This window comes from Streptomyces sp. NPDC026515 (genome assembly GCF_055567595.1).
The window spans coordinates 15,896-41,550 of the sequence record NZ_JBVHQD010000001.1 but is presented as its reverse complement, the minus strand read 5'-3'; the positions used below and the strand labels follow the sequence as shown (position 1 = coordinate 41,550).

General features: G+C 72.6%; 25 protein-coding genes. 12 read left to right on the top strand and 13 right to left on the bottom strand.

Annotation, left to right across the window (positions count from 1 at the left end; genetic code table 11):
* Window positions 1–88: 88 nt before the first annotated feature.
* From ACZ4O3_RS00165 to ACZ4O3_RS00150, 4 genes are all read left to right on the top strand, one after another.
* A complete protein-coding gene (locus tag ACZ4O3_RS00165) occupies window positions 89–1,714 on the top strand; it encodes an FAD-dependent monooxygenase (protein WP_467720990.1) in 1,626 nt (541 codons plus the stop codon).
* 63 nt (window positions 1,715–1,777) lie between these two features.
* Entirely contained in the window at window positions 1,778–1,864 is an 87-nt protein-coding gene (locus ACZ4O3_RS00160; protein ID WP_350779852.1) for a putative leader peptide, read from the top strand.
* A 76-nt stretch (window positions 1,865–1,940) separates the two neighbouring features.
* Window positions 1,941–2,495, top strand: coding sequence for a cupin domain-containing protein (locus ACZ4O3_RS00155; RefSeq protein ID WP_467720632.1), 555 nt, complete (start codon window positions 1,941–1,943; stop codon window positions 2,493–2,495).
* Window positions 2,492–2,893, top strand: coding sequence for a rhodanese-like domain-containing protein (locus ACZ4O3_RS00150; protein WP_362731095.1), 402 nt, complete (start codon window positions 2,492–2,494; stop codon window positions 2,891–2,893). The genes ACZ4O3_RS00155 and ACZ4O3_RS00150 overlap by 4 nt, the downstream gene beginning before the upstream one ends.
* A gap of 39 nt (window positions 2,894–2,932) precedes the next feature.
* Here the strand turns inward: ACZ4O3_RS00150 and recX are convergent, their stop codons facing one another.
* Complete coding sequence (gene recX, locus ACZ4O3_RS00145) at window positions 2,933–3,793, bottom strand: recombination regulator RecX (RefSeq protein WP_362731097.1); 861 nt, start codon at window positions 3,791–3,793, stop codon at window positions 2,933–2,935.
* Between the two features lie 4 nt (window positions 3,794–3,797).
* Window positions 3,798–4,928, bottom strand: a complete 1,131-nt coding sequence (gene recA / locus ACZ4O3_RS00140; RefSeq protein ID WP_384993185.1) for a recombinase RecA — start codon at window positions 4,926–4,928, stop codon at window positions 3,798–3,800.
* A gap of 430 nt (window positions 4,929–5,358) precedes the next feature.
* On the opposite strand from recA, the gene ACZ4O3_RS00135 reads away from it, so the two are divergent.
* The 4 genes from ACZ4O3_RS00135 (at window position 5,359) to ACZ4O3_RS00120 (ending at window position 8,809) form a co-directional block, all read left to right on the top strand.
* Entirely contained in the window at window positions 5,359–5,634 is a 276-nt protein-coding gene (locus tag ACZ4O3_RS00135; RefSeq protein WP_467720631.1) for a polyprenyl synthetase, read from the top strand.
* Complete coding sequence (locus ACZ4O3_RS00130; protein ID WP_362720681.1) at window positions 5,624–6,679, top strand: polyprenyl synthetase family protein; 1,056 nt, start codon at window positions 5,624–5,626, stop codon at window positions 6,677–6,679. Before ACZ4O3_RS00135 ends, ACZ4O3_RS00130 begins: the two co-directional genes overlap by 11 nt.
* A gap of 71 nt (window positions 6,680–6,750) precedes the next feature.
* Window positions 6,751–7,911: an oxygenase MpaB family protein gene (locus ACZ4O3_RS00125; protein WP_362720684.1), complete on the top strand. Its 1,161-nt coding sequence runs from the start codon at window positions 6,751–6,753 to the stop codon at window positions 7,909–7,911.
* An 88-nt stretch (window positions 7,912–7,999) separates the two neighbouring features.
* A complete protein-coding gene (locus ACZ4O3_RS00120) occupies window positions 8,000–8,809 on the top strand; it encodes a hypothetical protein (protein WP_467720630.1) in 810 nt (269 codons plus the stop codon).
* Window positions 8,810–8,860: 51 nt separating this feature from the next.
* Here ACZ4O3_RS00120 and ACZ4O3_RS00115 read toward each other — a convergent pair whose 3' ends face one another.
* Together ACZ4O3_RS00115 and ACZ4O3_RS00110 are read right to left on the bottom strand one after the other, a co-directional pair.
* The gene (locus ACZ4O3_RS00115; protein WP_467720629.1) at window positions 8,861–10,114 is read right to left on the bottom strand and encodes an AI-2E family transporter; all 1,254 of its coding nucleotides are present in this window, start codon (window positions 10,112–10,114) and stop codon (window positions 8,861–8,863) included.
* A 60-nt stretch (window positions 10,115–10,174) separates the two neighbouring features.
* A complete protein-coding gene (locus tag ACZ4O3_RS00110) occupies window positions 10,175–10,369 on the bottom strand; it encodes a DUF3046 domain-containing protein (RefSeq protein WP_362728827.1) in 195 nt (64 codons plus the stop codon).
* Window positions 10,370–10,449: 80 nt separating this feature from the next.
* Here ACZ4O3_RS00110 and ACZ4O3_RS00105 point away from each other — a divergent pair, with 80 nt between their 5' ends.
* Complete coding sequence (locus ACZ4O3_RS00105; RefSeq protein WP_467720628.1) at window positions 10,450–11,394, top strand: hypothetical protein; 945 nt, start codon at window positions 10,450–10,452, stop codon at window positions 11,392–11,394.
* A gap of 40 nt (window positions 11,395–11,434) precedes the next feature.
* Here ACZ4O3_RS00105 and ACZ4O3_RS00100 read toward each other — a convergent pair whose 3' ends face one another.
* The 3 genes from ACZ4O3_RS00100 to ACZ4O3_RS00090 are packed head-to-tail and all read right to left on the bottom strand — an operon-like array spanning window position 11,435 to window position 13,375.
* Window positions 11,435–11,743 (bottom strand): AzlD domain-containing protein, encoded by a 309-nt coding sequence (locus ACZ4O3_RS00100; protein ID WP_362728823.1) that lies wholly within the window; start codon window positions 11,741–11,743, stop codon window positions 11,435–11,437.
* Window positions 11,740–12,486, bottom strand: coding sequence for an AzlC family ABC transporter permease (locus ACZ4O3_RS00095; RefSeq protein WP_362728821.1), 747 nt, complete (start codon window positions 12,484–12,486; stop codon window positions 11,740–11,742). The genes ACZ4O3_RS00100 and ACZ4O3_RS00095 overlap by 4 nt, the downstream gene beginning before the upstream one ends.
* Before the next feature lie 10 nt (window positions 12,487–12,496).
* On the bottom strand, window positions 12,497–13,375 hold the full coding sequence (locus tag ACZ4O3_RS00090) for an AraC family transcriptional regulator (protein ID WP_384993208.1): 879 nt from the start codon (window positions 13,373–13,375) through the stop codon (window positions 12,497–12,499).
* Between the two features lie 185 nt (window positions 13,376–13,560).
* Here ACZ4O3_RS00090 and ACZ4O3_RS00085 point away from each other — a divergent pair, with 185 nt between their 5' ends.
* From ACZ4O3_RS00085 to ACZ4O3_RS00075, 3 genes are all read left to right on the top strand, one after another.
* A complete protein-coding gene (locus tag ACZ4O3_RS00085) occupies window positions 13,561–18,513 on the top strand; it encodes an ATP-dependent helicase (RefSeq protein ID WP_467720627.1) in 4,953 nt (1,650 codons plus the stop codon).
* Between the two features lie 94 nt (window positions 18,514–18,607).
* Window positions 18,608–19,450 (top strand): Fpg/Nei family DNA glycosylase, encoded by an 843-nt coding sequence (locus ACZ4O3_RS00080; protein WP_467720626.1) that lies wholly within the window; start codon window positions 18,608–18,610, stop codon window positions 19,448–19,450.
* Window positions 19,451–19,482: 32 nt separating this feature from the next.
* Entirely contained in the window at window positions 19,483–20,247 is a 765-nt protein-coding gene (locus ACZ4O3_RS00075) for an SDR family NAD(P)-dependent oxidoreductase (protein ID WP_467720625.1), read from the top strand.
* Window positions 20,248–20,575: 328 nt separating this feature from the next.
* Here ACZ4O3_RS00075 and ACZ4O3_RS00070 read toward each other — a convergent pair whose 3' ends face one another.
* The 6 genes from ACZ4O3_RS00070 to ACZ4O3_RS00045 form a co-directional block, all read right to left on the bottom strand.
* Window positions 20,576–21,046 (bottom strand): Dps family protein, encoded by a 471-nt coding sequence (locus ACZ4O3_RS00070; RefSeq protein ID WP_362722043.1) that lies wholly within the window; start codon window positions 21,044–21,046, stop codon window positions 20,576–20,578.
* 204 nt (window positions 21,047–21,250) lie between these two features.
* Complete coding sequence (locus tag ACZ4O3_RS00065) at window positions 21,251–21,625, bottom strand: helix-turn-helix domain-containing protein (protein ID WP_046730366.1); 375 nt, start codon at window positions 21,623–21,625, stop codon at window positions 21,251–21,253.
* Between the two features lie 109 nt (window positions 21,626–21,734).
* Window positions 21,735–22,280, bottom strand: coding sequence for a CinA family protein (locus ACZ4O3_RS00060; RefSeq protein WP_362722046.1), 546 nt, complete (start codon window positions 22,278–22,280; stop codon window positions 21,735–21,737).
* Window positions 22,277–23,113: a CDP-diacylglycerol--glycerol-3-phosphate 3-phosphatidyltransferase gene (pgsA, locus tag ACZ4O3_RS00055; RefSeq protein WP_362722049.1), complete on the bottom strand. Its 837-nt coding sequence runs from the start codon at window positions 23,111–23,113 to the stop codon at window positions 22,277–22,279. Before pgsA ends, ACZ4O3_RS00060 begins: the two co-directional genes overlap by 4 nt.
* Window positions 23,110–24,582 carry a 30S ribosomal protein S12 methylthiotransferase RimO gene (gene rimO / locus ACZ4O3_RS00050; protein ID WP_467720624.1) on the bottom strand — a complete coding sequence of 491 codons (1,473 nt, stop codon included), beginning with the start codon at window positions 24,580–24,582 and terminating at the stop codon, window positions 23,110–23,112. Before rimO ends, pgsA begins: the two co-directional genes overlap by 4 nt.
* Before the next feature lie 91 nt (window positions 24,583–24,673).
* Entirely contained in the window at window positions 24,674–25,516 is an 843-nt protein-coding gene (locus ACZ4O3_RS00045; RefSeq protein ID WP_362726713.1) for a helix-turn-helix domain-containing protein, read from the bottom strand.
* Window positions 25,517–25,655: the final 139 nt, after the last annotated feature.

The window sequence follows — 25,655 nt, the reverse complement described above, 5'->3', positions numbered from 1 at the left end:
GCATACGTTCTGTGATCGTGCACCCTGCTCCAACAACCTGTTCATCCGTCTCCGTCGGGACTTGCGTACGGGCAGGGGGCGCCGCGCCGTGGACCCGGTGATCATCGTAGGAGCGGGGCCCGTCGGGCTCACGCTCGCCCTGGCGCTGGCCCGTCAGGAGGTGCCGTCCGTCGTCCTGGACGAGGGTCCGGGCAAGGACGAACCGCGGCCGGCCCGCACGGTGGTGCTGCGCGAGGACACCTCCGCCCTGCTGGCGCGGCTGTCCGGCGCCCCGCTGGACGAGCTGGGCACCCGCTGGACCGGCTGGCGCTCGATGCGCCGCAAGCAGGTGATGCGCGAGGTCGTCTTCGACGACGCGGCCGGCGAACCGTCTCCGCTGCACATCGCCCAGCACACGCTCACCCACGCGCTGCGCGCCGCGATCGCCGATCAGCCGCTGGTCAAGGTCGCCACGGACAGCAGGCTGGACGGCGTGGAGCAGGAACGGTCCGGTGTCACCGCGCACACCCGTGGCCCCAAGGGCACCTGGTGGCGCGGCAGTTACCTGGTGGGATGCGACGGACCCCGTTCGACCGTGCGCAAGCTCCTGGACATCCGCTTCCCGGGCCGTACGGCGGTGGAGCGGCATGCGGTCGCCGCGCTGCGCACGGAACTTCCGTGGCCCGGCCAGGCGTTGCTCCACCGGACCCCGCCGTGGCGGATGTCCGGGCCCTCGGCCGCGGAGGTGACCGCCCGCCCCCTCCCGGACGGCGCCTGGCGCCTGGACTGGCTGCTGCCGCCCGGCAAGGACCTGGTCACCCCCGAGCTGCTGGTGAACCGGATCCGCGAGACCCTGGCGGGCTGGGCGGACGGCACCACCCCGCCGTACGACCTGCTCGACACGGGAGTGCACACCGTCCACCACCGTCTCGCCAGGCGGTGGCGGGTGGGCCGGGTGTTCGTCGCCGGGGACGCGGCGCATCTCCTCGGGGCGTTCGGCACGCACGGGCTGGAGGAGGGCCTGCGGGACGTGGACAACCTCGCCTGGAAGCTGGCCCCGGCCTGGCACCACGGCCCGCACGAGGCCCTGCTGGACAGCTACCAGAGCGAGCGGCGGGCGGCGGTCGCCGCCCGGCTGCGCGCCGCCGACCAGGTGCTGCCGCTGCTGCGCGGCGGCGGCGGGCTGCGCGGGATGGTGCCGGGCACGGCCAGGGGGCACGACGCGCTCCTCACCGATGGTCACCTGGGGCACGGCCCGCTCGGCGCGCCGGGGGCGTACGCCGACTCGCCGCTCGACCCTCGGCACCTGGAGCACGAGATCCCGGTCGGCACCCCGTTGGGAGCGCCGGTCAGCGACGTCCGGGTCACCGCGGAGGACGGCACCTTCGTGCAGCTGCGCTCACGGCTCGGCCGCGGCGCACTGCTCGTCGTCCTCATCGCGCCCGGTACGGGGGTGTGGGACCGCAAGCACTGGGTCTCCGCCGGGATCATGCCCCGGCTCGCCGCGGCCGTGGCCGCGCTGCCACACCCCGCCGAGCTGCTGGTCGCGGAGGCCTACCCGGGCGCACCGGCGCACTCCGTGCTGCTCGTGCGCCCCGACGGCCATCTGGTCACCGCCCTCAACGGGGTCCGGCCGGCCGATCTGTACGCGGCCGCCGAGGCGACGCTGGGCGGCAAGGACCCGGAGAAGACGGAAGCGGAGGCGGAGGCACAGGCCGGATCCGGTGCGCGGTGACCGCGCGGTCCACATGCTGACAGTGAGTTGACCCGCCCCCACCGGCGTGGTGTACTCCGCAACGTGAACGACACCACTGTGCGCCTGTGGCGGAAGGTCCATGTCGACCTGGTCCGCTATGCGGGCTGCGTGTGTCTTCCGTCCTGCTGAATTCGCTTTTTCTCCTTCCTTCTCCGGGGCGCCGTCCGCGCCCCCCTTCGGCGAATCTTCATCAGGAACGGTGCACGTGTCTGCCTCTCTCTCCACCCCGTCCTCCCCCGTTTCCCCGTCCGCCTCCGCGCCCGGCGCCGCCCCCACCCAGGCGGACCTCCTCGACTTCGTCCGGCGGACGGCCGCCGACACCGAGCTGATCTCCTCGCTCCCGCTCGACCCGGAGGGCCGCACTTGGGTACGGCTCGACGGTCCCGGCGGCAGCGAGGCCTGGCTGATCGGCTGGCCGCCCGGGTCCGGCACCGGCTGGCACGACCACGCCGAATCGGTCGGCGCCTTCCTCACCGCCGCCGGCGAACTGCGGGAGAACTCGCTCGCCACCCGGCTGCCCACCGACGGCTGGAAGACCCTGGAGCTCTCCGAGGACGTCGACCGGGAGCGCCGGCTGCCCGCCGGGAAGGGCCGCTCCTTCGGCCGCGACCATGTCCACGAGGTACTCAACGAGTCCGCCGAGCACCATGCCGTCTCCGTCCACGCCTACTACCCGCCGCTGCCGCGGATCCGCCGCTACAGCCGCAGCGGACCGGTGCTGCGGCTGGAGCAGGTCGAGCGCCCGGAGGACTGGCAGTGAGCGCCGCCGGACAACATCCCCTGGGAATCGACGAGTTGCTGGAGCAGGCGCGGGCCGGCTACCGGCGCGTGGCAGCGCACGAGGCGTACGAGGCGGCACGCACCGGAGACGCCCTGCTGGTGGACATCCGGTACGCGGCGCTGCGCGAGCGGGACGGGGTGATCCCCGGCGCCCTCGTCATAGAGCGCAACGAGCTGGAGTGGCGACTGGACCCCCAGGGCAGCCACAAGGCTCCCGAAGCCACCGACCACGACCTCCGGGTCGTCGTGATCTGCAACGAGGGGTACGCCTCCAGCCTGGCCGCTGTCTCCCTGCACCAGCTGGGCCTGCACCGGGCGACGGACCTGACCGGCGGCTTCCAGGCCTGGAAGGCGGCGGGACTACCGGTCACGCCCTGATCACCGCCCCGCACTCAGCGGGGCGGTCCGAACCGCCCGTCAGAAGTCCCCGCCCTCAAGGACATCCGTGTCCTCGCCCTCCTCCTCCAGAGCCCGCCGGACCACTCTGAGAGCCATGCCCTCGGGGTATCCCTTACGGGCGAGCATGCCGGCGAGGCGGCGGAGGCGTTTGTCGCGGTCGAGACCGCGGGTGGAGCGGAGCTTCCGGGCGACGAGTTCGCGGGCCGTCTCCTCCTCCTGCTCGGAGTCGAGCCGGCCGACGGCCTCGTCGATGAGCGTCGAGTCGACGCCCTTGGTCCGCAGTTCCTGCGCGAGCGCGCGCCGGGCCAGCCCGCGGCCATGATGCCGGGACTCCACCCACGCGTCCGCGAACGCGCTGTCGTTGATCAGCCCGACCTCCTCGAACCGCGACAGCACCTCCTCGGCGACGTCGTCCGGGATCTCCCGCTTGCGCAGGGCGTCCGCGAGCTGTTTCCGGGTGCGCGGGCTCCCGGTGAGCAGGCGCAGACAGATCGCCCGCGCCCGCTCAGCCGGGCCCGCCGGTGGCTCCCCCTGCTCGGCCCTCGACAAGGAGGAGGAACCCCCGTCCTCACCTGACGGCTCCCCGGAGCCACGCCGACGGCGCGTCCCGGGCCGCCGCGCGCCACGGCCGGGTGATCCGTGTCCGCGAGGCCCGTCCGGGCCGTCGTGCGTGCCGTTCTCGTACGCGCTGTACGAGTCGGGCGGGCCGTCGTCCTCGTACGAGCCGTCACGCCCGTACGAGCCATCGATCCCCCGTGTCGCGTCCCCGTACCTGCCGCCGCCTGCGCCGTAGGCCCCGGAGCCGTCCCCGGTTCCCCTCCCCCGTGGGGCACCGGGGGACATGTACTCGTGGTCGGCCCAGTCGGTTCGTCGTGTCACGGCGTCAGCTCTTGGCGGCGGCGGCCTTGGGCTTGGTGACCTTTGCGGCGGCCGGGGCGGGCACCGTCTTCGCCGCGTCGCCCGTGGCCGCGGTGACGACCGCCGCGTCCGCGCCCGGCTCGGCGGCGGGCGCCTCCGGGCGGACACCGACGCCCAGCTTCTCCTTGATCTTCTTCTCGATCTCGTCGGCCAGGTCGGGGTTGTCCTTGAGGAAGTTGCGCGCGTTCTCCTTGCCCTGGCCGAGCTGGTCGCCCTCGTACGTGTACCAGGCACCGGCCTTGCGGACGAAGCCGTTCTCCACGCCCATGTCGATCAGGCCGCCCTCGCGGCTGATGCCCTGGCCGTAGAGGATGTCGAACTCGGCCTGCTTGAAGGGCGGGGCCACCTTGTTCTTGACGACCTTGACGCGGGTGCGGTTGCCGACCGCGTCCGTGCCGTCCTTCAGGGTCTCGATGCGGCGGATGTCGAGCCGCACCGAGGCGTAGAACTTCAGCGCGCGGCCACCGGTCGTGGTCTCCGGGGAGCCGAACATCACGCCGATCTTCTCGCGGAGCTGGTTGATGAAGATCGCGGTGGTCTTGGACTGGTTGAGCGCGCTGGTGATCTTCCGCAGCGCCTGGCTCATCAGGCGGGCCTGGAGACCGACGTGGCTGTCGCCCATCTCGCCCTCGATCTCCGCACGCGGGACGAGCGCCGCGACGGAGTCGATGACGATGAGGTCGAGGGCGCCGGAGCGGACCAGCATGTCCACGATCTCCAGGGCCTGCTCGCCGTTGTCGGGCTGGGAGAGGATCAGGTTGTCGATGTCGACGCCGAGCTTCTGCGCGTACTCGGGGTCGAGGGCGTGCTCCGCGTCCACGAACGCGACCTGACCGCCCGCCTTCTGCGCGTTGGCCACGGCGTGCAGGGTCAGGGTCGTCTTACCGGAGGACTCCGGTCCGTAGATCTCCACGACCCGGCCGCGCGGCAGGCCGCCGACGCCGAGGGCGACGTCGAGCGCGGTCGACCCGGTCGAGATGACCTCGATGGGCTCCTTCGTCCGGTCACCCATGCGCATGACCGCGCCCTTGCCGAACTGCCGTTCAATCTGTGCGAGTGCGGCTTCGAGAGCCTTCTCGCGGTCGGTACCTGCCATGGGTTCCACCCGGTTTGCTTGAGTCGATCGCTTCACGTCAAAGACGCTAACGCCTGCCACTGACAATGCGCCCCGACGCCGGTCCGGCCTGTGGACAACTCAGGGACAAACCCGCCCGGACCATGCCGGACCGCCACTCGGACCCCCCGTCGAGAACCTCGCCGGAGCCTCCATAAGAATGGATGTTCGATTTTCGTGTCAAGCGGACCACGCGGTACTCCTGTACTTCCCCGCACGGCACTCACCCACCGCACACCGGCCACGCCGGACCGCCTCCGTGAGGTGTCCGGGCCACCCGCCACGGCAATCCGCACTGCCGGGCGAGGGTTCACCCGATCGCGAGTTTCCGCATGTCCGGCCCCCTCGTGCCGCGATCCTCGAAGAGGCGGCCGACAGGCGGCGCCCCTGTGTGGCGTGGGTGGGAGAGCGCATGACACGTGAGACGGGACGACCCGGCCTGGACGAACAGGCCGTACTGCTGGCGGCGGGACTGGCCGATCTGGCGGTGAGCACGCTGGGCACCGCCGTCGGCACGGTACGGGGGCTGCTGCGCCGCTCCGACGCCGGCGCGCTGGCGGCGGAGGCCGAGCACGACCTCACCGCGCGCGGACGCCTGGTGCTGGACCGGTACGCGACCGTTCCCCCGGCCCATCTGGAGATCCTCGCCCGGCACGCCCTCGCCCGGCGGACCGCCGATGTCGACTGACCGCTGGGATCCGACCGCCTTCAAGAACCGCGTCGACGAGGTACTGCACCAATTCGTCGCCCAGGAGGCCGACCTGTTCGCGGCGATCGACCCGCTGCTGGGCCCGGTGGCCGGGCAGCTGGAAGCGGCGGTCGCGGACGGCAAACGGCTGCGGGCGGCGTTCTGCTACTGGGGCTGGCGTGCGGTGGGGCAGCCGGACAGCGACGCGCTGGTGCGGGCGGCTGCCTCCATGGAGCTGGTGCACGCCGCCGCCGTCGTCCACGACGACCTCATCGACGACAGCCCGTTGCGGCACGGACGCCCCACGGCACATGTCGCCCTGCGGACCGCCGTACCGGCTCGGCCGGGTGCCGACGGCACCGCGCGGTCGCTGGCGATGCTCGTGGGCGATCTGCTGATGTCGCTGGCCGGGCAGTTGTTCGCGACCTGCGGCCTGCCCGCCGCCTATCTCGCCCGGGGCCGGCCCCTGTGGTCGCTGCTGGCCCGGGAGCTGATCGCGGGCGAGTGCCTGGAGATCCTGCGCACCGGCACCGGTCCGGACACGGACGCCTCGCTGAAGGTGATCCGTTACAAGACCGCCAAGTACACCGTCGAACAGCCCCTGCTGATCGGCGGTGCCCTGGCCGGGGCCGGTGAGCGGCTGCGGGCGGGGTACTCCGCGTACGGGCTGCCGCTGGGCGAGGCGTTCCAGCTCCGCGACGACCTGCTCGGCCTGTTCGGGGAACCGGAGCACACCGGGAAGGCCAACGCCGACGACGTGCGCGGCCACCGGCCCACCGCGCTGCTGGCGGAGACCTGGCGGCTCGCCCACGCCGAGGACCGGGAGCGGCTCGGCGCGTTGCTCGGCCGGGGCGACCTGGGTGCGGAGGGTCTGGACACGGTCCGCGAGGTGATGTGCCGGCTCGGGGCGCCCGACCGGATCGAGCACATGATCGGCGCGCGGGTCGCGGAAGCGCTCGACGTCCTCCGTTCACTGGCCGTACCGGCCCCCGCCACGGGGGCCCTGACCGCGCTGGCCCACTCGGCGGCGGTCCGCCTGTCCTGACACCCCGCCCCCACCGCCAGGTCAGCCACGACGAGACCCGCGAAAAGACCCGTGAAGACAAGGAGCCCCGCGTGACCCATACCGAGGCATCGTTGGACGCCCTGCGGCACGCCGGTGACGAACTCGCCGACGCCACGGTCGCCGCACTCTTCGAGCGCGGGGAGGTGGGCACGTTCAACACCCTGATGCGCTACGTCTCCACCGCCGGCGCTCCCCTGCCGGACGGGCTGCCCGACGTCGCGCGGGAGTACCTGGAGGCCACCCGGGTCCCGCCGTCGTGGGTGGACTGGGGCGAGATGGAGAAGGCCCGGCTGTTCTTCATCGACAACAACGTGCACATCGCGACCGCGCTCTCCTTCGCCTCCATGCCCGCCTGTTACGTCGTCCCGCGCGTGGCGAAGCTGCTGTCGGCCACCCACGGGCTCGCGTACCCCTCGAAACGCATGGCGGAGACCGGCCAGTTCACCGTCTACCTGATGCAGCCCGACGCCTTCGAGGCCGGCGGCCGCTTCGTCCCCGCCGCCCAGAAGGTGCGCCTGCTGCACGCCTCCATCCGGCACCACCTCAAGCGCGAGAACCGCTGGGACACCGAGGCGCTGGGCACGCCCATCTGCCAGGAGGACATGATCGGCGGGCAGATGTTCTTCTCGCTGCTGGTCCTCGACAGCCTGCACCGGCTGGGCATCCATCTGTCCACGGAGGGCGCGGAGGCGTACTACTACGCGTGGCGGGTGGTCGGCGCCATGCTCGGCGTCGACCAGGAGGCCGTTCCCAAGACCCTCGACGAGGCCCGCGGCTTCCTGGACCTGTACATGATCCGGTACATGGGTCCCTCCGAAGAGGGCGTCCACCTGACCCGGCAGCTCATCGAACTCTACGAGGAGGTCGTCCCCGGCACCTTCTTCGACCCGATCGTCCCGGCCCTCGTCCGCCATCTCGTCGGCGACACCTGCGCGGACTGGCTGGAGGTGCCGCGCACGCCGTGGGACACCGTGGTGAAGGCCGTACCGCACCTTCTCGGCGTTCTGGAGACCATCGAGGACCGCTCACCGCTGGGCGCCTGGGCCCTGGACCGCCTCGGCCATCTCACGGCCGTCTTCGAACTGTCCTCCCTCACCCGTGGCCGCGTCATGCACTACGCGATCCCGGAGCACCTCAGGAAGGACTACGGCGTGCCGGGCGCGGTGCCCCGCACCCGGCGGTGGACCCCGCCGGCCGCCACGGTCTCCTGATTCCTCCGCCCGCCTGCTCCTCCCGGCGTACGGCCGCTGTCTTCGGCCGGACGACGACCGCGCGGCCGGCCTCCGGGAGGGTGGTCGCATGCCCTCACCCCTGGAAAGTCCGCCCTCCCTGGAGAGCCCGCCCCCCGACCCGCCGGCGAGCCGCCCGCGCGGGGTCCGCCCCGCCGAGCGTCTGTGTCATGCCACCGGTGTGCTGCTCGTCTTCTCCGGTCTGGTGCACCTGGTGGTGTTCGCGGTCGACGGCGGCCCCTGGTACGGCCCGGTCTCCTGGCGCAAGCCGGTCACGTTCGGGCTCTCCTTCGGGCTGACGCTGATCGCGGTCACCTGGGTCAACTCGTACCTGAGGATCGGCGAGCGGCTGCGGACCGTGCTGCTCGTGGTGTTCGCGGCGGACTGTGTGGTGGAGGTCGGCGGGATCACCCTGCAGGCGTGGCGCCGGGTGCCCTCGCACCTGGACATGGAGACGCCGTTCGACACGGCGGTGTCGATGACGCTCGCGGTGGGCGGCGGGGTCCTGGTGGTGCTGCTCACCGTCTTCGCCGTGGTGTCGTTCCGGCGGCGGCCGGCCGGTCCCGAGGGCATGGCGCTCGCCGTGCGCTCCGGGTTCGCGGTCCTGCTCGTGGCGCTGGCCTCGGGGGCCGCGATGATCGCGCGCGGGGTGCTGCTCGTCCGGACCGGCCACCAGGAGGCGGCGTACGGCTCGACGGCCCCGCTCAAGCCGCTGCACGGGGTCAGTCTGCACGCCGTGCTGGTCCTGCCCGCGCTGGCCTGGCTGCTGTCCCGCACGTCCTGCAGCGAACAGGTCAGGTGGCGGATCGTGGCCACGGCGGTGGGCTGCTACGCGGCCGCCGTGGCCGCCGCCGGGGTGTGGGCGGTGCTCACCTACTGACCACGGCGGGCCATCACCGATCGCGGTGGCGGTCACCGGCTGCGGCGGCCGTCAGGCCGAGCCCTCCCGGGAGTCCTCGGCCGGCCGCTGCCATATCGCGTGCCGCACGCGCGTGAGCAGCCCGGGGCCGGCCGGGGCGCGTCGGGGGCGGCCGTTCACCCGGGGGTCGTCCGTGACGTCGTACCGCTTCACGTAGGCACCCAGGAAGGCCTGGAGCGTGGCGACCGCCGGGATCGCGATCAGGGCGCCGACGGCGCCGAGGAGCGCGGTGCCCGCGATGACCGAGCCGAAGGCGACCGCCGGGTGGATGTCGACGGACTTGGAGGTCAGCTTGGGCTGGAGCATGTAGTTCTCGAACTGCTGGTAGATCACGACGAACACCAGCACCCACACCGCGTACAGGGGATTGACGGTGAACGCGATCAGCATCGGCAGCGCGCCCGCGAGATAGGTGCCGATGGTGGGGATGAACTGCGAGACCAGGCCCACCCAGACACCGAGCACGGGCGCGTACGGCACGCCCAGGGCCTCCAGCAGGATGTAGTGGGCGATGCCGGAGATCAGCGCCATCACCCCGCGCGAGTACAGATAGCCGCCGGTCTTGTCGACGGCGATCTCCCAGGCACGCAGCACCTCGGCCTGGCGGGCGGGCGGCAGCACGGAACACAGGGTGCGGCGGAGCCGGGGGCCGTCGGCGGCGAAGTAGAAGGCGAACAGGGTGATCGTCAGCAGCTGGAAGAGGCCGCCGAGCACCTGTCCGGAGACGTCGAGCACCCCGGCCGCGCTGTTCTGCGCGTACTTGCGCAGCCAGTCGGAGTGCAGCAGGCCTTCCTGGACGTCGACCCGCTTCACGTCGGTGTGGAAGGTGTGGTTGACCCAGTTGATGACCGAGTCCAGGTAGTCCGGGAAGTCTTCGACGATCTTGATGATCTGGCCGGCCAGCATCGAGCCGAGCAGCGTGACGAATCCCGCGGTGACGATGGCCAGGCCCAGGAAGACCAGGAAGGTCGCGAGTCCGCGGCGCATGCGACGGGAGGCCATCCAGCTCACCGCGGGCTCGATGGCGAGCGCCAGGAAGAACGCGATGAGGATGTTGATCAGCAGGCCGGTCAGCTGGTGGAAGGCCCAGCTGCCCAGCTGGAAGGCGGCGACGAGGGCGAGTGCCAGCACCATGGCGCGCGGCAGCCAGCGCGGCATGCGGGCACCCCGCAGCGCGGCGCCGGCGGCCGGGGGTCCGGCGGGCGGCGTCGTGTCTGCCGGGGATGCGTCCTGGGCGGTCCGCCCGTCGTCGTCAGTGGGTGTCACGGTGCAAGTCTCGCCGACGCCACTGACAACGCGTGGCCCGTATCCGACCTTTGTGCACGTTCAGCGCTTCTCCCCGGGAACGTTCATGACCGTGCAGACCACGCGCCACACTTCCTTGGCCTCCCAGCCGGCGTCCAGCGCCTCGTGCACCGTGAGTCCGCCGAGCTCCGTCATCACATGATCACGTGCGAACGTTTCGGCGTACCCGGAACCGAAGTGTTCCGCCATCCGCTGCCAGAAGACCGTCAACCGCATGACACCAGTATCCCGCCCCTGAGAGTGGGCCCTGCCCGTGACCGCTTGCCGAGACCGCTTTCCGCCCTACGGTCTGACGCATGGCCGAAACCGGAGCGTCCCCGCTCCCCCCTACTCCCCCGGCGCACTCCCCGCTCTTCCGTGCCGAACAGTTCATGTGGCTCACCGCGCGCGTGCTGGAGCAGCGCCTGTTCGCCCACCACTTCCTGAACGGCGACCCCGATCCCGTGGAGACGGCGCTGGACGCCTATCGCAACGAGGACGGCGGGTACGGGCACGCCCTGGAGCCCGACCTGCGCGGTCCGGTGAGCCAGCCGCTGCACACCGCGCACGCGCTCGCCGTCCTGGACGCCCTGGGTCGCTGCGGCGGCCAGCGGGCGGAACGGGTGTGCCGCTATCTGACGTCCGTCTCCACCGCGGACGGCGCGCTCCCGGCGGTCCGTCCGAGCCAGCGGGGCTATCCCGCCGCCCCGTTCATCCCGATCACCGACGACCCGCCGAGCGAGCTTCTCGCCACCGGGCCGGTGGTGGGGCTGCTGCACCGCAACGAGGTGTGGCACGCCTGGCTCTTCCGGGCCACCGACTTCTGCTGGGAGGCCGTGGACTCCCTGGAGAAGTCGCATCCCTACGAGGTCCAGGCCGCGGTCGCCTTCCTGGACGCGGTGCCCGACCGTGCCCGCGCGGAGGCCGCCGCCGACCGGCTGGGCCGCCTGGTGCGCGAGCACCGGCTGGCCGCGCTGGACCCGGAGAAGCTGGACGCGTACCCGGTGGCGCCCGGCTACGCCCCCGACGAGCACCACTTCCCGCACGACTTCGCGAAGTCCCCGCACTCGCTCGCGCGGGCGTGGTTCACCGACGAGGAGATGGCGCGCTCGCTGGACCATCTCGCCGCCGGGCAGCAGGAGGACGGCGGCTGGCCGATCGGCTGGCTCCAGTGGACGCCGGCCGTCACCCAGGAGGCCCGCCCGATGGTGACGATCGAGGCACTGCGCACACTCAAGGCGTACGGCCACTTCGTGGGGTGACGGTCCTCTTCCTGGGGTGACGCGTCTCACGCGCGCGTGCTCAGCCCGCGAGGGCCCGTACCCCCGCCGTCACCAGCACGGCCGCGCCGACGACGGCCAGGAAGGGCGCGCGCAGCACCAGCGCCACGGCGGCGGCCCCGAGCCCCGCGGCCCGGGCGTCCAGCACGAGCGTGTGCCCGTCGGCGAACGCCTGCTGGGCCGTGAGCGCGGCGAGCAGGGCCACCGGCAGCAGTGCGGCGAGCCGCCGTACCACCGGCCGCTCCAGGACGTCCGCGGGTACCAGCAGGCCGGCGAGCTTGACGGCGTAGCAGCCGAGGACGGTCGCGCCGATCGCGATCCAGGCGTTCAACGGGTCTCCTCGGAAGCGACGTCACGGGTGCGACCGGACCGGCGGCCTGAGACGTACAGGGCGGCCGGTGCCGCCAGCGCGGCGGCCAGGACCGGCACCCCGGCGGGCAGCACGGGCAGCAGCCCGAGCCCCAGCAGCACCGCGAGGGCGGCGACCGCGCGGTCGGTGGTGGCCTTCAGCATGGGGGCGAGCAGCGCCAGGAAGACGGCGGGTCCGGCCGCGTCCAGGCCCCAGGCGTCGGTGTCGCCGACCGCCTTGGCGCCGAGTGCGCCGAGCAGGGTGGTGAGGTTCCACAGCACGTACAGGCTGAGTCCGGTGACGGTGAAGCCGATCCGCGCGGCGCGTCGTGTCGGCTGGGCGAGCGTCACCGCGGTGGTCTCGTCGATCACCCACTGGGCGGCCAGTGGCCGCAGCGCGCCCGGAAGGGCCAGCACCTGTGACAGCCGCAGGCCGTAGAAGGCGTTGCGTATCCCCAGGAAGAAGGCGCCGGCGGCCGCGGTGAGCGGGTTGCCGCCGGCCGCGAGCGCCCCGACCAGGGCGAACTGGGAGGCGCCGGTGAAGACCAGGAGGCTGAGTGCGCAGGTCTGGAGCAGGCCGAGCCCGCTGCCGGCGGAGGTCACCCCGAAGGCGAACCCGGAGAGTCCTACGGCGACGCCGACCCCGAGGGCGTCCCGGACGACGGCGGAGTCCGGTTTCGGCTCGCCTTCGTCCCGTATGTCTGCGAGTGCTGTCTGCTGTGCCACGCCCAGGACGCTACGTACCGCCGTCCCGCGCGTCTTGTACGTTCTTGCGCCCGCGCGGACGCGCCCCGGATCCGCGCTCGCGCTGGTAGGCACCCGGCGGGACGCCGACGATCCGGGCGAAGTGCCGGTTGAGGTGCGGCTGGTCGGTGAAGCCGACGGTGACGGCCGCCTCGGCGGGTGCGGTGCCCGCGTCCAGCAGCAGCCGGGCGCGGCGCACCCGGGCGTCGGTCAGCCAGGTGTGCGGAGGCATGCCGTAGGCGTCGCGGAACGCCCGGAGCAGTGCGAAGGGGCTGGTGCCGAGGTCGGTGGCGAGCCGCTCCAGGGTCGGCGGCTCGGCCATCCGCTCCTCCAGCACGGTACGCGCGCGTGCGGCGAGCAGGGTGCCGGCGGTGCGGACCTTCCGCTGCGGCAGCGGGCCGCCGTTCGTGCGCAGCAGCCGGGTCACCACGACCCGCAGCAGGGTGTCGGCGGCGAGCGCGTTGCCCTCGTCGGCGGCGCGCAGCACCCGGTGCACCAGGGCGACGCAGTAGGGGTCGTCGAGCATCGGGCTGACGAAGCCGGGGGTGCCCCGCAGCGCGGTGGTCTCCGTGGCGATCGCCGCCACCAGTTCCGGGGACGGGTAGACCGCCCCGTACCGCCAGCCCTCGGGGACCCCGGCCCGGCCGGTGTGCGCGGTGTCGGGGTTGACGAGGGCGAGCGCCCCGGCGCCGACGGTCACGTCGGATCCCCGGTGCCGGAAGACCTCCACACCGTCCGCGATCCCGGCGATCACGAAGTGCTCGTGGGTGTGCCGGACGAAGGTCTTGCGGACATACCGGGCACGCAGCAGATCGACGTCGGGCAGCGCCTCGTACCGCCAGTGCCGCGCCCGCTCGTCCGATCCCGTCATGCCCCCATTGTCGACCGCTCCGCCGCACCCCAGCGCACTCGCCCCGCACCTCGGCTCCCGGTTCGCCCGGCCACCCGGCTCCGGGGCTCCGCGTCCTCTCCCCACCCCCCCATCCGCCACAGCCCGCACTTCCGCGTCTCCACAGGTCAGGGCCGGCTGTCAGTGGCCGGGTGCAGGATGGACGCATGGCGAAATCCGCGCACCGAGCCCTCGACGGCTTCTCCCCCGCGACCCGCGGCTGGTTCACGGGGGCGTTCTCCGCGCCCACCGCGGCCCAGGCGGGCGCGTGGCAGGCCATCGGGGAGGGCTCGGACGTGCTGGTGGTCGCCCCGACCGGCTCGGGCAAGACGCTGGCCGCCTTCCTCGCCGCCCTGGACCAGCTGGCCTCGGCCCCGCCCCCGGCCGACCCGAGGAAGCGCTGCCGGGTGCTGTACGTGTCACCCCTGAAGGCCCTCGCGGTCGACGTCGAGCGGAACCTGCGCAGTCCGCTGACCGGCATCCGCCAGGAGTCCGTCCGGCTCGGGCTGCCCGAGCCGGAGATCAAGGTCGGCATCCGCTCCGGCGACACCCCGGCCGCCGAGCGCCGTGCCCTGTCCACCCGGCCGCCGGACATCCTGATCACCACCCCGGAGTCGCTGTTCCTGATGCTGACGTCGGCCACGCGCGACGCGCTGACCGGCATCGAGACGGTGATCCTGGACGAGGTGCACGCGGTCGCCGGCACCAAGCGCGGCGCGCATCTCGCGCTCTCCCTGGAGCGGCTGGACGAGCTGCTGCCGAAGTCGGCCCGCCGCATCGGCCTGTCGGCGACGGTCCGCCCGGTCGACGAGGTGGCCCGCTATCTCTCGCCGCGCCGCAAGGTGGAGATCGTCCAGCCCCGGTCCGGCAAGGAGTTCGACCTCTCCGTCGTCGTCCCCGTGGAGGACATGGGCGAGCTGGGCGGCTCCCCGGCGACCGAAGGCAAGGACGCCGGGGACCGGCCGTCGATCTGGCCGCAGGTGGAGGAGCGGATCGCCGACCTGGTGCAGGCCCACCGCTCGACCATCGTGTTCGCCAACTCGCGCCGGCTCGCGGAGCGGCTGTGCAACCGGCTCAACGAGATCGCCTACGAGCGCGTGACCGGTGAGCCGCTGGACGAGCACCACTCCCCCGCCGAACTGATGGGCGGCTCGGGCGCCGCCCAGGGCGCTCCGCCGGTCATCGCCCGGGCGCACCACGGCTCGGTCTCCAAGGAGCAGCGCGCCCTGGTCGAGGAGGATCTCAAGGCCGGCCGGCTGCCCGCGGTGGTGGCCACCTCCAGCCTTGAACTGGGCATCGACATGGGCGCGGTGGACCTGGTCGTCCAGGTCGAGTCGCCGCCCTCGGTCGCCTCCGGCCTGCAGCGCGTCGGTCGCGCGGGACACCAGGTCGGCGCGGTCTCCACCGGCGTGGTCTTCCCCAAGTACCGGGGCGACCTGGTGCAGGCGGCGGTGGTCACCGAACGGATGCGCACCGGCTCCATCGAGTCCCTGAGGGTGCCGGCCAACCCCCTCGACGTGCTGGCACAGCAGCTGGTCGCGATGACCTCGCTGGACACCTGGCAGGTCGACGACCTGCTCGCCATGGTCCGCCGGGCGGCTCCGTTCGCCTCGCTCCCGGAGTCGGCGTTCACCGCGGTCCTCGACATGCTCGCGGGCCGCTATCCGTCCGACGCCTTCGCGGAGCTGCGCCCCCGGGTGGTCTGGGACCGGGTCGCGGGCACGGTCACCGGCCGTCCCGGGGCCCAGCGGCTCGCCGTCACCTCCGGCGGCACGATCCCCGACCGCGGCCTCTTCGGGGTCTTCCTCGCCGGCTCGGACCCCAAGAAGGGCGGCGGCCGGGTCGGCGAGCTGGACGAGGAGATGGTGTACGAGTCCCGGGTGGGTGATGTCTTCACCCTGGGCACCAGTTCCTGGCGCATCGAGGACATCACCCGCGACCGCGTTCTGGTCTCCCCCGCCCCCGGAGTGCCCGGCCGGCTGCCCTTCTGGAAGGGCGACCAGCTGGGCCGCCCGTTCGAACTGGGCCGCGCGGTGGGCGCGTTCCTGCGCGAGGTCGGCTCGCTCCCCAAGGACGACGCCCGGCTGCGCCTGCTCGCCGCAGGCCTGGACGCCTGGGCGGTGGACAACGTGCTGTCGTACCTCGACGAACAGCGCGAGGCCTGCGGCCATGTCCCCGACGACCGGACGATCGTCGTGGAGCGCTTCCGCGACGAACTGGGCGACTGGCGAGTCGTCGTCCACTCCCCCTTCGGTGCCCAGGTGCACGCCCCCTGGGCGCTGGCCCTCGGCGCCCGCCTTTCCGAGCGGTACGGCATGGACGCGCAGGTCATGCACGCCGACGACGGCATCGTGCTGCGGCTGCCCGACGCCGATCTGATGGGCCTCGACCTGCTCGACCAGGCCCCCACGAAGGCCGGCACGGAATTCGACGCCGACCAGGCGCCGGTCGGCGCGGCGGACGTCGTCTTCGACAAGGGCGAGGTCGACCAGATCGTCACCGACCAAGTGGGCGGCTCGGCCCTGTTCGCCTCCCGCTTCCGGGAGTGCGCGGCCCGCGCGCTGCTGCTGCCCCGGCGCAGTCCCGGCAAGCGCACCCCGTTGTGGCAGCAGCGCCAGCGGGCCGCCCAACTGCTGCAGGTGGCGAGCGAGTTCGGGTCCTTCCCGATCGTCCTGGAAGCGGTCCGCGAGTGCCTCCAGGACGTCTTCGACGTCCCCGGGCTCGTCGAGCTGATGGGCGACCTCGAATCCCGCAAGGTGCGGCTGGTCGAGGTCACCACCCCGGAGCCGTCCCCGTTCGCCCGCTCCCTGCTCTTCGGATACGTCGCGCAGTTCCTGTACGAGGGCGACTCGCCGCTCGCCGAACGCCGCGCGGCCGCGCTCTCCCTGGACTCCCGGCTGCTGGCGGAGCTGCTGGGCCAGGCGGAGCTGCGCGAGCTGCTCGACGCGGACGTGCTGACCGAGTTGGAGCGCGAGCTCCAGTGGCTCACCGAGGACCGGCGGATCAAGGACCCGGAAGGCGTGGCCGACGTGCTGCGGATGCTCGGGCCGCTCACGGACGCCGAGCTGGCCGAGCGGGGCGCCGAACCGCAGTGGGCCGAGGAGCTGGCCGGGGCCCGCCGCGCGATCAGGGTCCGGATCTCCGGCGCCGGCCACTGGGCGGCGATCGAGGACGCGGGCCGGCTGCGCGACGCCCTCGGCACCGCGCTGCCGGTGGGTGTCCCAGAGGCGTTCACCGAGCCGGTGAAGGACCCCCTCGGCGACCTCCTCGCCCGGTACGCGCGCACGCACGGCCCGTTCACGTCGGCCACGGCGGCGGCCCGGTTCGGGCTCGGGGTGGCGGTGACGGAGGGCGCGTTGCAGCGGCTGGCCGCGGGCGGACGGACGGTGCAGGGCGAGTTCCATCCGGCGGGCATCGGCCAGGAGTGGTGCGACGCGGCCGTGCTGCGCAGGCTGCGCCGCCGTTCCCTGGCCGCTCTGCGGCACGAGCTGGAGCCGGTGGCACCGGCCGCGCTCGCCCAGTTCCTGCCGCAGTGGCAGCACATCGGCAAGGGGCACGGGCTGCGCGGCGTCGACGGGCTGGTGCGCGCCGTCGAGCAGGTGCAGGGCGCGTCGGTGCCGGCGTCGGCGCTGGAGAAGCTGGTCCTGCCGTCCCGGGTGGCCGGCTACACGCCCTCGATGCTCGACGAACTCACCGCCGCCGGGGAGATCGTGTGGGCGGGCGCGGGCGCCCTGCCGGGCAAGGACGGCTGGGTCTCGCTGTACATGGCGGACGCGGCCCCACTGCTCCTGCCTCCGCCGCACCCCCTGGAGCTGACGGCTCTGCACCAGTCCGTCCTGGACACCCTCTCCGGCGGCTACGGCCTGTTCTTCCGTCAGATCGCCGACCAGGTGCGCGCCACCACCCATCCCGACGCCACCGACCCCCAACTGGCCGACACGGTCTGGGACCTGGCCTGGTCGGGTCGGCTCACCAACGACACGCTGGCGCCGATGCGCTCCCTGCTGGGCTCGGGCCGGACCGCGGGCGCCACCGCGCACCGCGCCAAGCGCACCGTCCCGCGCGGCCGCTACGGCTCCCTGACGGCCGCCGCCCGCACCGCCTCCCGTACCGGGCCGCCGACCGTCGCCGGCCGCTGGTCCCTGCTCCCGCAGCGCGAGCCGGACACCACCGTGCGCGCCCACGCCCTGGCCCGCACCCTGCTCGACCGGCACGGCGTGGTCACGCGGGGAGCGGTCGCCGCGGAGGGCGTCGAGGGCGGCTTCTCGGCGGTGTACCGCATCCTGTCGGCGTTCGAGGACAGCGGGCAGGCCCGCCGGGGTTATGTCGTCGAGGGGCTCGGCGCGGCCCAGTTCGCGATGGACGGCGCGGTGGACCGGCTGCGCGCGGTCTCCAACGCCCGCGATCGCGGCGAGGCACTCCCGGGCACCGCCTTCGCAAACGGCGCCCGGGACATGTCCGCCGGCTTCGCGCACGACGGCCCGGGCCACCCGGGCGGCTTCGGCGCCGAGACTCCCCTCGGCCCCATCGACGAGGCCGATCTCCAGGGCATGGACGGCGACTTCGGCTGGCCTCCCGAGCCGCCCAGCGCCCCCGGGGACTACGTCTCCCCGAGGGACCTCGCCCCCGCCGACCCCTTCGCGGCCCCGGGGTACGGCGGACCCCGCGGCGGCAGCACCACCAACCCCTACGCCTACGGAAACCGGCACGCCCGTACGGTCGACCCCGACCCCAGAGCGGTGGTCCTCGCCGCCGCCGACCCCGCCAACGCCTACGGCGCCGCCCTTCCCTGGCCGGAGCCCCCGACCGGTGCCGGGCACAAGCCGGGCCGCAAGGCGGGCTCCCTGGTCGTCCTGGTGGACGGCGAGCTGACCCTCTACATGGAGCGCGGCGGCAAGACCCTGCTGGCCTGGCCCTCCGCCCCGGACACGGACGCGGCCGACGACCTCCGGCTGCGTACGGCGGCCGAGGCCCTCGCCGGCGCCGCCCGCGCCGGCACCCTGGGCACGGTGACGGTGGAGCGCGTCAACGGCGCCACCGCGCTGACCTCGCCGCTGGGCGCCCTGCTGGAAGGGGCGGGCTTCATCGCGACCCCGCGCGGCCTGCGCCTGCGAGCTTGAACGGGCGGGAACATGCACAGCACGCCCCTGGTGCGCCGCCTGCGCCCCCGCTGCTCCCGGCCCATGCCGAACGCCCCCGTGTCACCCTTGACCCATGCCCGAAGGTGACACGGTCTGGCAGGCCGCCCGGCGCCTGCACGACGCACTCGCCGGCCAGGTGCTGACCCGCAGCGACTTCCGGGTCCCCGCATACGCCACCGTCGACCTGACCGGCCGTACCGTGCTCGGCACCACCCCGCGCGGCAAACATCTGCTCACCCGCTTCGACGGCGGCCTGACCCTGCACACGCACCTGCGGATGGAGGGCGCGTGGAAGATCTACGGGAACGGCGAGCGCTGGAAGGGCGGACCCGGCCACCAGATCAGGGCCATCCTCGGCACCGCCGACCGCACGGCCGTCGGTTACCGCCTCCAGGTCCTGGAGTTCCTGCGCACCGGCGAGGAGGAACACGCGGTCGGCCACCTCGGCCCCGACCTGCTGGGTCCCGACTGGAATCCCGGCCGCGCCCTCGCCAACCTGCTCGCCGACCCCACCCGGCAACTCGGCGAGGCCCTGCTCGACCAGCGCAACCTCGCCGGTATCGGCAACGTGTACAAGAGCGAGCTCTGCTTCCTGATCGGCGCCACTCCCTGGCTCCCCGTCGGCGCGCTCCCCGCCGACCGCGCCGCGAAACTCCCAGAGCTCGCCAAGCGGCTCCTGGAGGTCAACCGCGACCGTCCGGTCCGCCGGACCACGGGCCTGCGCGACCAGGACCTGTTCGTCTACGGCCGCGCGTTCCGCCCCTGTCTGCGCTGCCACACCCCGATCCGCGTGGCTGAGCAGGGCGACGGCTCCCGCGAGCGCCCCACCTACTGGTGCCCCGCCTGCCAGACCGGCCCCGCCCCCGCGCCGGGTCCCCACCGCACCCCGCGAAGCCGCCCCCGCACAGGGAATTGACGATCCGTCAGAGACGCTCGTACCGTCCCCTCATGTCCCTCAAGGCGTACGACCTCACCGGACGCACCGCATTCGTCACCGGGGCCGCCGGCGGTATCGGCCGGGCCTCCGCCGTGCTGCTCGCCGAAGCGGGTGCGACCGTGCACTGCGCCGACCGGAACGCGGAAGGCCTGGACGAGACGGCAAAGATGATCAAGGACGGTGGCGGCACCGCCCACACCCACACCGTCGACGTCACCGACCGGGCGCAGCTGGGACAGGCGGTCCGGTCCTGCGAGCGGCTGGACGTCATGGCGGCGATCGCCGGGATCATGCACCGCAGCCCGGTCCTCGAGACCACCGACGAGGACCTCGACCGGGTGCTGGACGTCAACTTCAAGGGCGTTCTGCACTCCTGCCAGGAGGCGGCGGGCCTGATGCTCGCCCGCCGGACCGGAGGCAGCATCATCACCATGGCGTCGGGCGCCATCGACACCGGCGGCCCCGGCCTGCTCTGCTACGGCGCCTCCAAGGCGGCCGTGGTCCAGCTGACCAAGACGCTCGCGAACGAGGTCGGCCGGCAGGGCATCCGCGTCAACGCGGTCGCCCCGGGCTGGACCCGCACTCCCATGACAGAGCGCGACGACGGCGAGGAGCAGCGGCAGACGGAGGAGTGGATGGCCCGGTTGTCGCCCCTGGGCCGGGTCGGCGAGGCGGCGGACGTCGCGCACGCCGTGCTGTATCTGGCGTCCGACGCCTCCTCGTTCACGACGGGCCAGATCCTGCGCCCGAACGGAGGGGTCGCGATGCCCTGGTAGCGCCCGGTGTCCGCCAGGCGGCCCGCCACCGCCCCGGGCCCATGGCCCCGGCCGCCCGGGTCCGCGGCACACAGTTCACCGGCAGCAGGCTCAGCCCCCATCCCCCGGCGGCCACGGTCCCCTCCAGAGCACCGGCGCCGTCGGCGAAGGTGATGCGCAGCACGGCCCACCACCACACGGCCGCGAAACCCAGGGCAACCCCCCAGCGCACTATCCGTCCCATCATGGCCGCCACCTCCAGCCGGACGCTAGAACGCCGCCCGGTCCACCGGGGAGGCGCATTGAGGGCTCACCGATGCAACCGCCGACGGCCGGTGCCGGGCCACTGCTACGTGTTCTCCGCCTGGAACATCCAGTGGTGTTTCTCCAGGTCCGCGGTGATCCCGATGAAGATGTCCTGGGAGACCGGGTCCGGCTCCGCGGTCGCCGTGACCCGCTCCCGCATCCGGGTGATCACCGCGCCCAGCGCGTCGACCAGGGCACCCACCGCGTCCGAGTCCTTGACCCAGCCCGCCGGGGCCGTGTCGATGCCACTGCCGGCGGCCACCGTGACCGCGCGTCCGTCCGGTGAGACGCCCAGCGCCGACGCCCGCTCGGCGACCGTGTCGGAGTGCGTCCGCGCGGTGGCGACGACCTCGTCGAGCTGGAGGTGGACGGTGCGGAAGCGGGGGCCGACCACGTTCCAGTGGATCTGCTTGGCGATCAGCGCCAGGTCCACGAGATCGACGAGGGCGCCCTGGAGCGCCTCGGCCACGGTCTTCAGGTCCGCGTCGGACAGCGGGCTCTTCACGACGTACATGCGTCTCTCCGGTCGTTTCGCCCCCTGTCGGTCCTCCCACCATGACCGCACGACCGGATACCGGCAAATGGACGCATCCCGTCGGCAGGCACGCGAAAGCCCCGGCCGCGCCTCTCCAGATCTGCCTGGAGAGGCTCCGGCCAGGGCCTCGTACGCTTCTTCGGCGCCGGGTCGGCGCCGCGTCGGTCTACGCCCGCACAGGCGTCACGCGGCGACCACGTCCACTGCCTCGGCGGGCGCCTTGATGGTCACCCGTTCCGGTGGCACACCGGTCACCGAAACGGTACCCAGCATCGGGCGAACCGACGTGGGCACGGACTCGGTGGCCTGAGCGGACTGGGCCAGCTCGGCGAGGGCGAGTTCGTCGCTCACTTCCCGCATGAGCTCGGACATCCGTACGTCCAGCGCGTCGCAGATGGCGGAGAGCAGCTCGGAGGAAGCCTCCTTCTGCCCCCGCTCCACCTCGGAGAGATAGCCGAGTGAGACTCGGGCGGACGAGGAGACTTCGCGCAGAGTACGGCCCTGGCGCTGGCGCTGCCGACGCAGCACGTCACCCAGCAGGCGACGGAGCAGAATCATCGGTGGCTCCCTCCTCGGACCGCGTAGCCGCATCCTTCTCGCCCCACCGTACCGCCTTGCGCCGCGGCCGTGCGGGGAGCGATGTCGTGTTCACTCAGGGCTGCAAACATCAAAACCCCCCGTTCTGTTCCGTATCCTGTGTCCGCTCATTCCCGGTCTGTTCGCTCGCAAGCTCCCTCAGAAGCAGTGCGAGTACGCTCCGTACACTCTCTCTACGAATTTCCGCACGGTCGCCGTTCAACCGCAGGGCCTCCACTTTTCCGCCAGCGGCGGAACCGGAACCGGCCGCAAGGGGGCCGTCCACGGCCACGTAAACCGTGCCGACCGGGCGGCCGTCCTGGGGTTCGGGGCCGGCGACCCCGGTGGTCGCGAGGCCCCAGTCGGCACCCAGCGCCTTCCGCACCCCGGCCGCCATCTGGGCCGCGACCTGCGGATCCACCGCGCCCCGCTGGGCCAGCAGGGTGGCATCGACTCCCAGCACCTCGTGCTTGAGCTCGGTGGCGTAGGCGGTGACCGAGCCCCGGAAGGCCTTGGACGCCCCGGGGACCGTGGTGATCTCCGCCGCCACCAGGCCGCCGGTCAGCGACTCGGCGACGGCCAGGGTCTGCCCCCTCACCGTCAGTAGTCGCACCAGTTCGGCGGCCGTGGAACTCACGCTTCTGTTTCCTCCAACGCCGCCGCGCGCTCGGCGATTCCCTGCCGTCGCAGCACAATGGCCTGTCTCACGTAGTCGAGGCCCGTCAGGACCGTCAGGACGACGGCCGCTGCCATCACCCAGAACCTCAGGGTCGCCAGCCACCCCGTCAGTGCCAGCACGTACATCCCCACGGCGATGCCCTGGGTGAGGGTCTTGAGCTTGCCGCCGCGGCTGGCCGGGATCACGCCGTAGCGGATGACCACGAAACGAAGCAGAGTGATCCCGAGTTCCCGGCCGAGGATCACGATCGTGACCCACCAGGGGAGATCGCCGAGCGAGGAGAGGCAGATCAGCGCCGCACCCATGATCGCCTTGTCGGCGATGGGGTCGGCGATCTTCCCGAAGTCGGTGACCAGGTCGTAGGTCCGTGCCAGATGGCCGTCGAACAGGTCGGTGATCATGGCGATGGCGAACGCGGCCCACGCGAGCGAGCGCCAGGCCGGGTCGTATCCGCCGCCGGCCAGCATCAGGGCGACGAAGCCGGGGACCAGGACCAGCCGGAGCATGGTCAGCAGATTGGCGACGTTCCACAGGCTGGCCTGGTTGACAGCGGCGGCGGCGATCTTCCCGCCCCGCACGGACCGCTCGCCGTCACGGGAACCGGAATCCCCGGCGCCGGGCTGCGGGGCACCGGCGTTGCCCGGCCCGGAGAGGTCCACGGCAGCGGCGTTGTGGACACCGGCGTTCGGCGGGCCGGAGAGATCCGGAGCGGCGCCGGAGGTGGCGGCGGAGCCTCGGGCGCCCTGTGCGCCGGAGGAGCCGCCCGCGGCGGACGCCGGGACTCCGGTCATCTGCCGGCCTCCTCACTCCACACGGGCGAGCCCAGCAGCGGCTCGGCCACCAGGTCGACACCCTCGGTACCGACCACCTTCGCCTCGACGATACGGCCGACCCGCAGTCCTTCGCCGCTCGTGAGCAGCACCTGCCCGTCCGTCTCCGGGGCCTGGTGGGCCGCCCGGCCGTGGACGCCCTCCTCGTCGCCGACGGACTCCACGAGGACGTGCACGGTCTCGCCGACGCGCTCCTCGGCCCGCTGCGAGACGAGTTCCTCGGCGAGCCGGGAGATCCGCGCGAGCCGCTCGGCGACCAGGTCCTCGTCCAGCTTGTTCTGGTACGTCGCGGCTTCGGTGCCCTCCTCGTCGGAGTACCCGAAGACGCCGATCGCGTCGAGCCGTGCGCCGGTCAGGAAGCGCTCCAGCTCGGCCAGGTCGGAGGCGGACTCGCCGGGGAAGCCGACGATGAAGTTGGAGCGGACACCGGCCTGCGGCGCCTTGGACCTGATGGTGTCGAGCAGTTCCAGGAAGCGGTCGGTGTCGCCGAAACGGCGCATGGCCCGCAGCACGCCCGGAGCGGAGTGCTGGAAGGACAGGTCGAAGTAGGGCACGACGTTCGGGGTGGAGGTGAGGACGTCGATCAGGCCGGGGCGCATCTCGGCCGGCTGGAGGTAGCTGACGCGTACCCGCTCGATGCCGTCGACCTCGGCAAGCTCCGGCAGCAGGGACTCCAGCAGGCGGATGTCGCCCAGGTCCTTGCCGTAGGAGGTGTTGTTCTCGGAGACCAGCATGACCTCCTTGACACCCTGTTCGGCCAGCCACCGGGTCTCGTTCAGCACGTCGCTGGGGCGGCGTGAGATGAAGGAGCCGCGGAAGGAGGGGATGGCGCAGAAGGAGCAGCGCCGGTCGCAGCCGGAGGCGAGCTTGACCGAGGCGACCGGGGAGCCGTCCAGCCGGCGGCGCAGGGGCGCGCGGGGGCCGGAGGCGGGCGCCAGGCCCTCCGGGAGGTCGGACGGGCCGTGCCCGGGCAGTGCGACCGCCGCGGCGGAGTCCTGCCGCTCGGCCGGGCTGATGGGCAGCAGCTTGCGGCGGTCGCGCGGGGTGTGCGAGGCGTGGATGCCGCCGTTGAGGATGGTCTGCAGTCGGTCGGAGATGTCGGCGTAGTCGTCGAAGCCGAGCACGCCGTCCGCCTCGGGCAGCGCCTCGGCGAGTTCCTTCCCGTACCGCTCGGCCATGCAGCCCACCGCCACCACGGCCTGGGTTCTGCCGTGGCCCTTGAGATCGTTGGCCTCGAGGAGGGCGTCGACGGAGTCCTTCTTCGCGGCCTCGACGAATCCACAGGTGTTGACGACGGCGACGTCCGCTTCCTCGGCGTCCTCGACGAGCTGCCAGCCGTCCGCCTCCAAACGGCCTGCGAGCTCCTCCGAGTCCACCTCGTTACGGGCGCAGCCGAGAGTGACTAGTGCGACGGTACGGCGTTCAGGCATGGGCTCAAGACTACTTCGTCCCGCCGACAGCCCACGTCGAAGGGGCTGGCCGATCATGGCCAACCCCTTGTGTACGTGCTCGGCCGAACGGTTATCCGACTTCCGGGTCACCCTTGGTGTAGGTCAGGCGCTCCACGGCTCCGGGCCGGAACTGGTCCTCGATCTTCTTGCCGTTGACGTAGAGCTGGATGGCTCCGGCGTCGCCGAGGATCAGGTTGATCTTGGTGCTGTCCTGGAAGGTCTTGGATTCGCCCTTCTTCAGCAGCCCGTCGAAGAGCATCCGGCCGTTGTGGTCCTTGGCCGAGATCCAGCTGCGTCCGTTCGCCGCGCTGACCTGGACGGTGACCTTGTCCTGGGGTGCGGCGGCGATCGCGCTGTCGGAGGGCGCGGGCGCCTTGCCGGGCTTGCTCTCCTTCGGGGTCGGCGAGGCCGGCTTGCTGGTCGTCGGGGTGGCCCCCTCGGCGACCGACCGCTTGGCGTCGTCGCCATCGCCGCCCTTGAAGGCGGTGAAGCCGACGAAACCGATCACGACGACGATCGCCGCGACCATGGCCGCCGTCCAGTTGGGTCCGCGACGCTCGGGGCGGATACGTTCCGCCTCGAACAGCGGGGCGGCAGGCGTCGGCGCGGGCCGCCCACCACCGTGTTCGGCCGCGAACTGCGCCAGCAGCGGTTCGGGGTCGAGGCCGACGGCCCTGGCGAGGGTCCTGATGTGCCCGCGGGCGTAGACGTCGCCGCCACAGGGGGCGAAGTTGTCGGCCTCGATCGCGTGCACGATGACGATACGGACCCGGGTGCTCCCGCTGATCTCGTCGACGGTCAGCCCGGCGGCGATACGGGCCTGCTTGAGGGCTCGGCCTACGGAGGGGCGGTTTTCCTCGGACACGTCTGGGAACGGACGCTCGTCTTCAGGGGAGTTGCTGCCGATGGACACGGGGGCGCCTTTCGAGCGTGTAGCCACCTGTGCTGGAAGTTCAGTCTATGGGGGGTACGAAAGGGTGGGGCAACCGGGCGGCGGGACTTTGTACGCCATCGGTATGGCCGGACATCCCGATGACGGGTCGGGTGTCCGC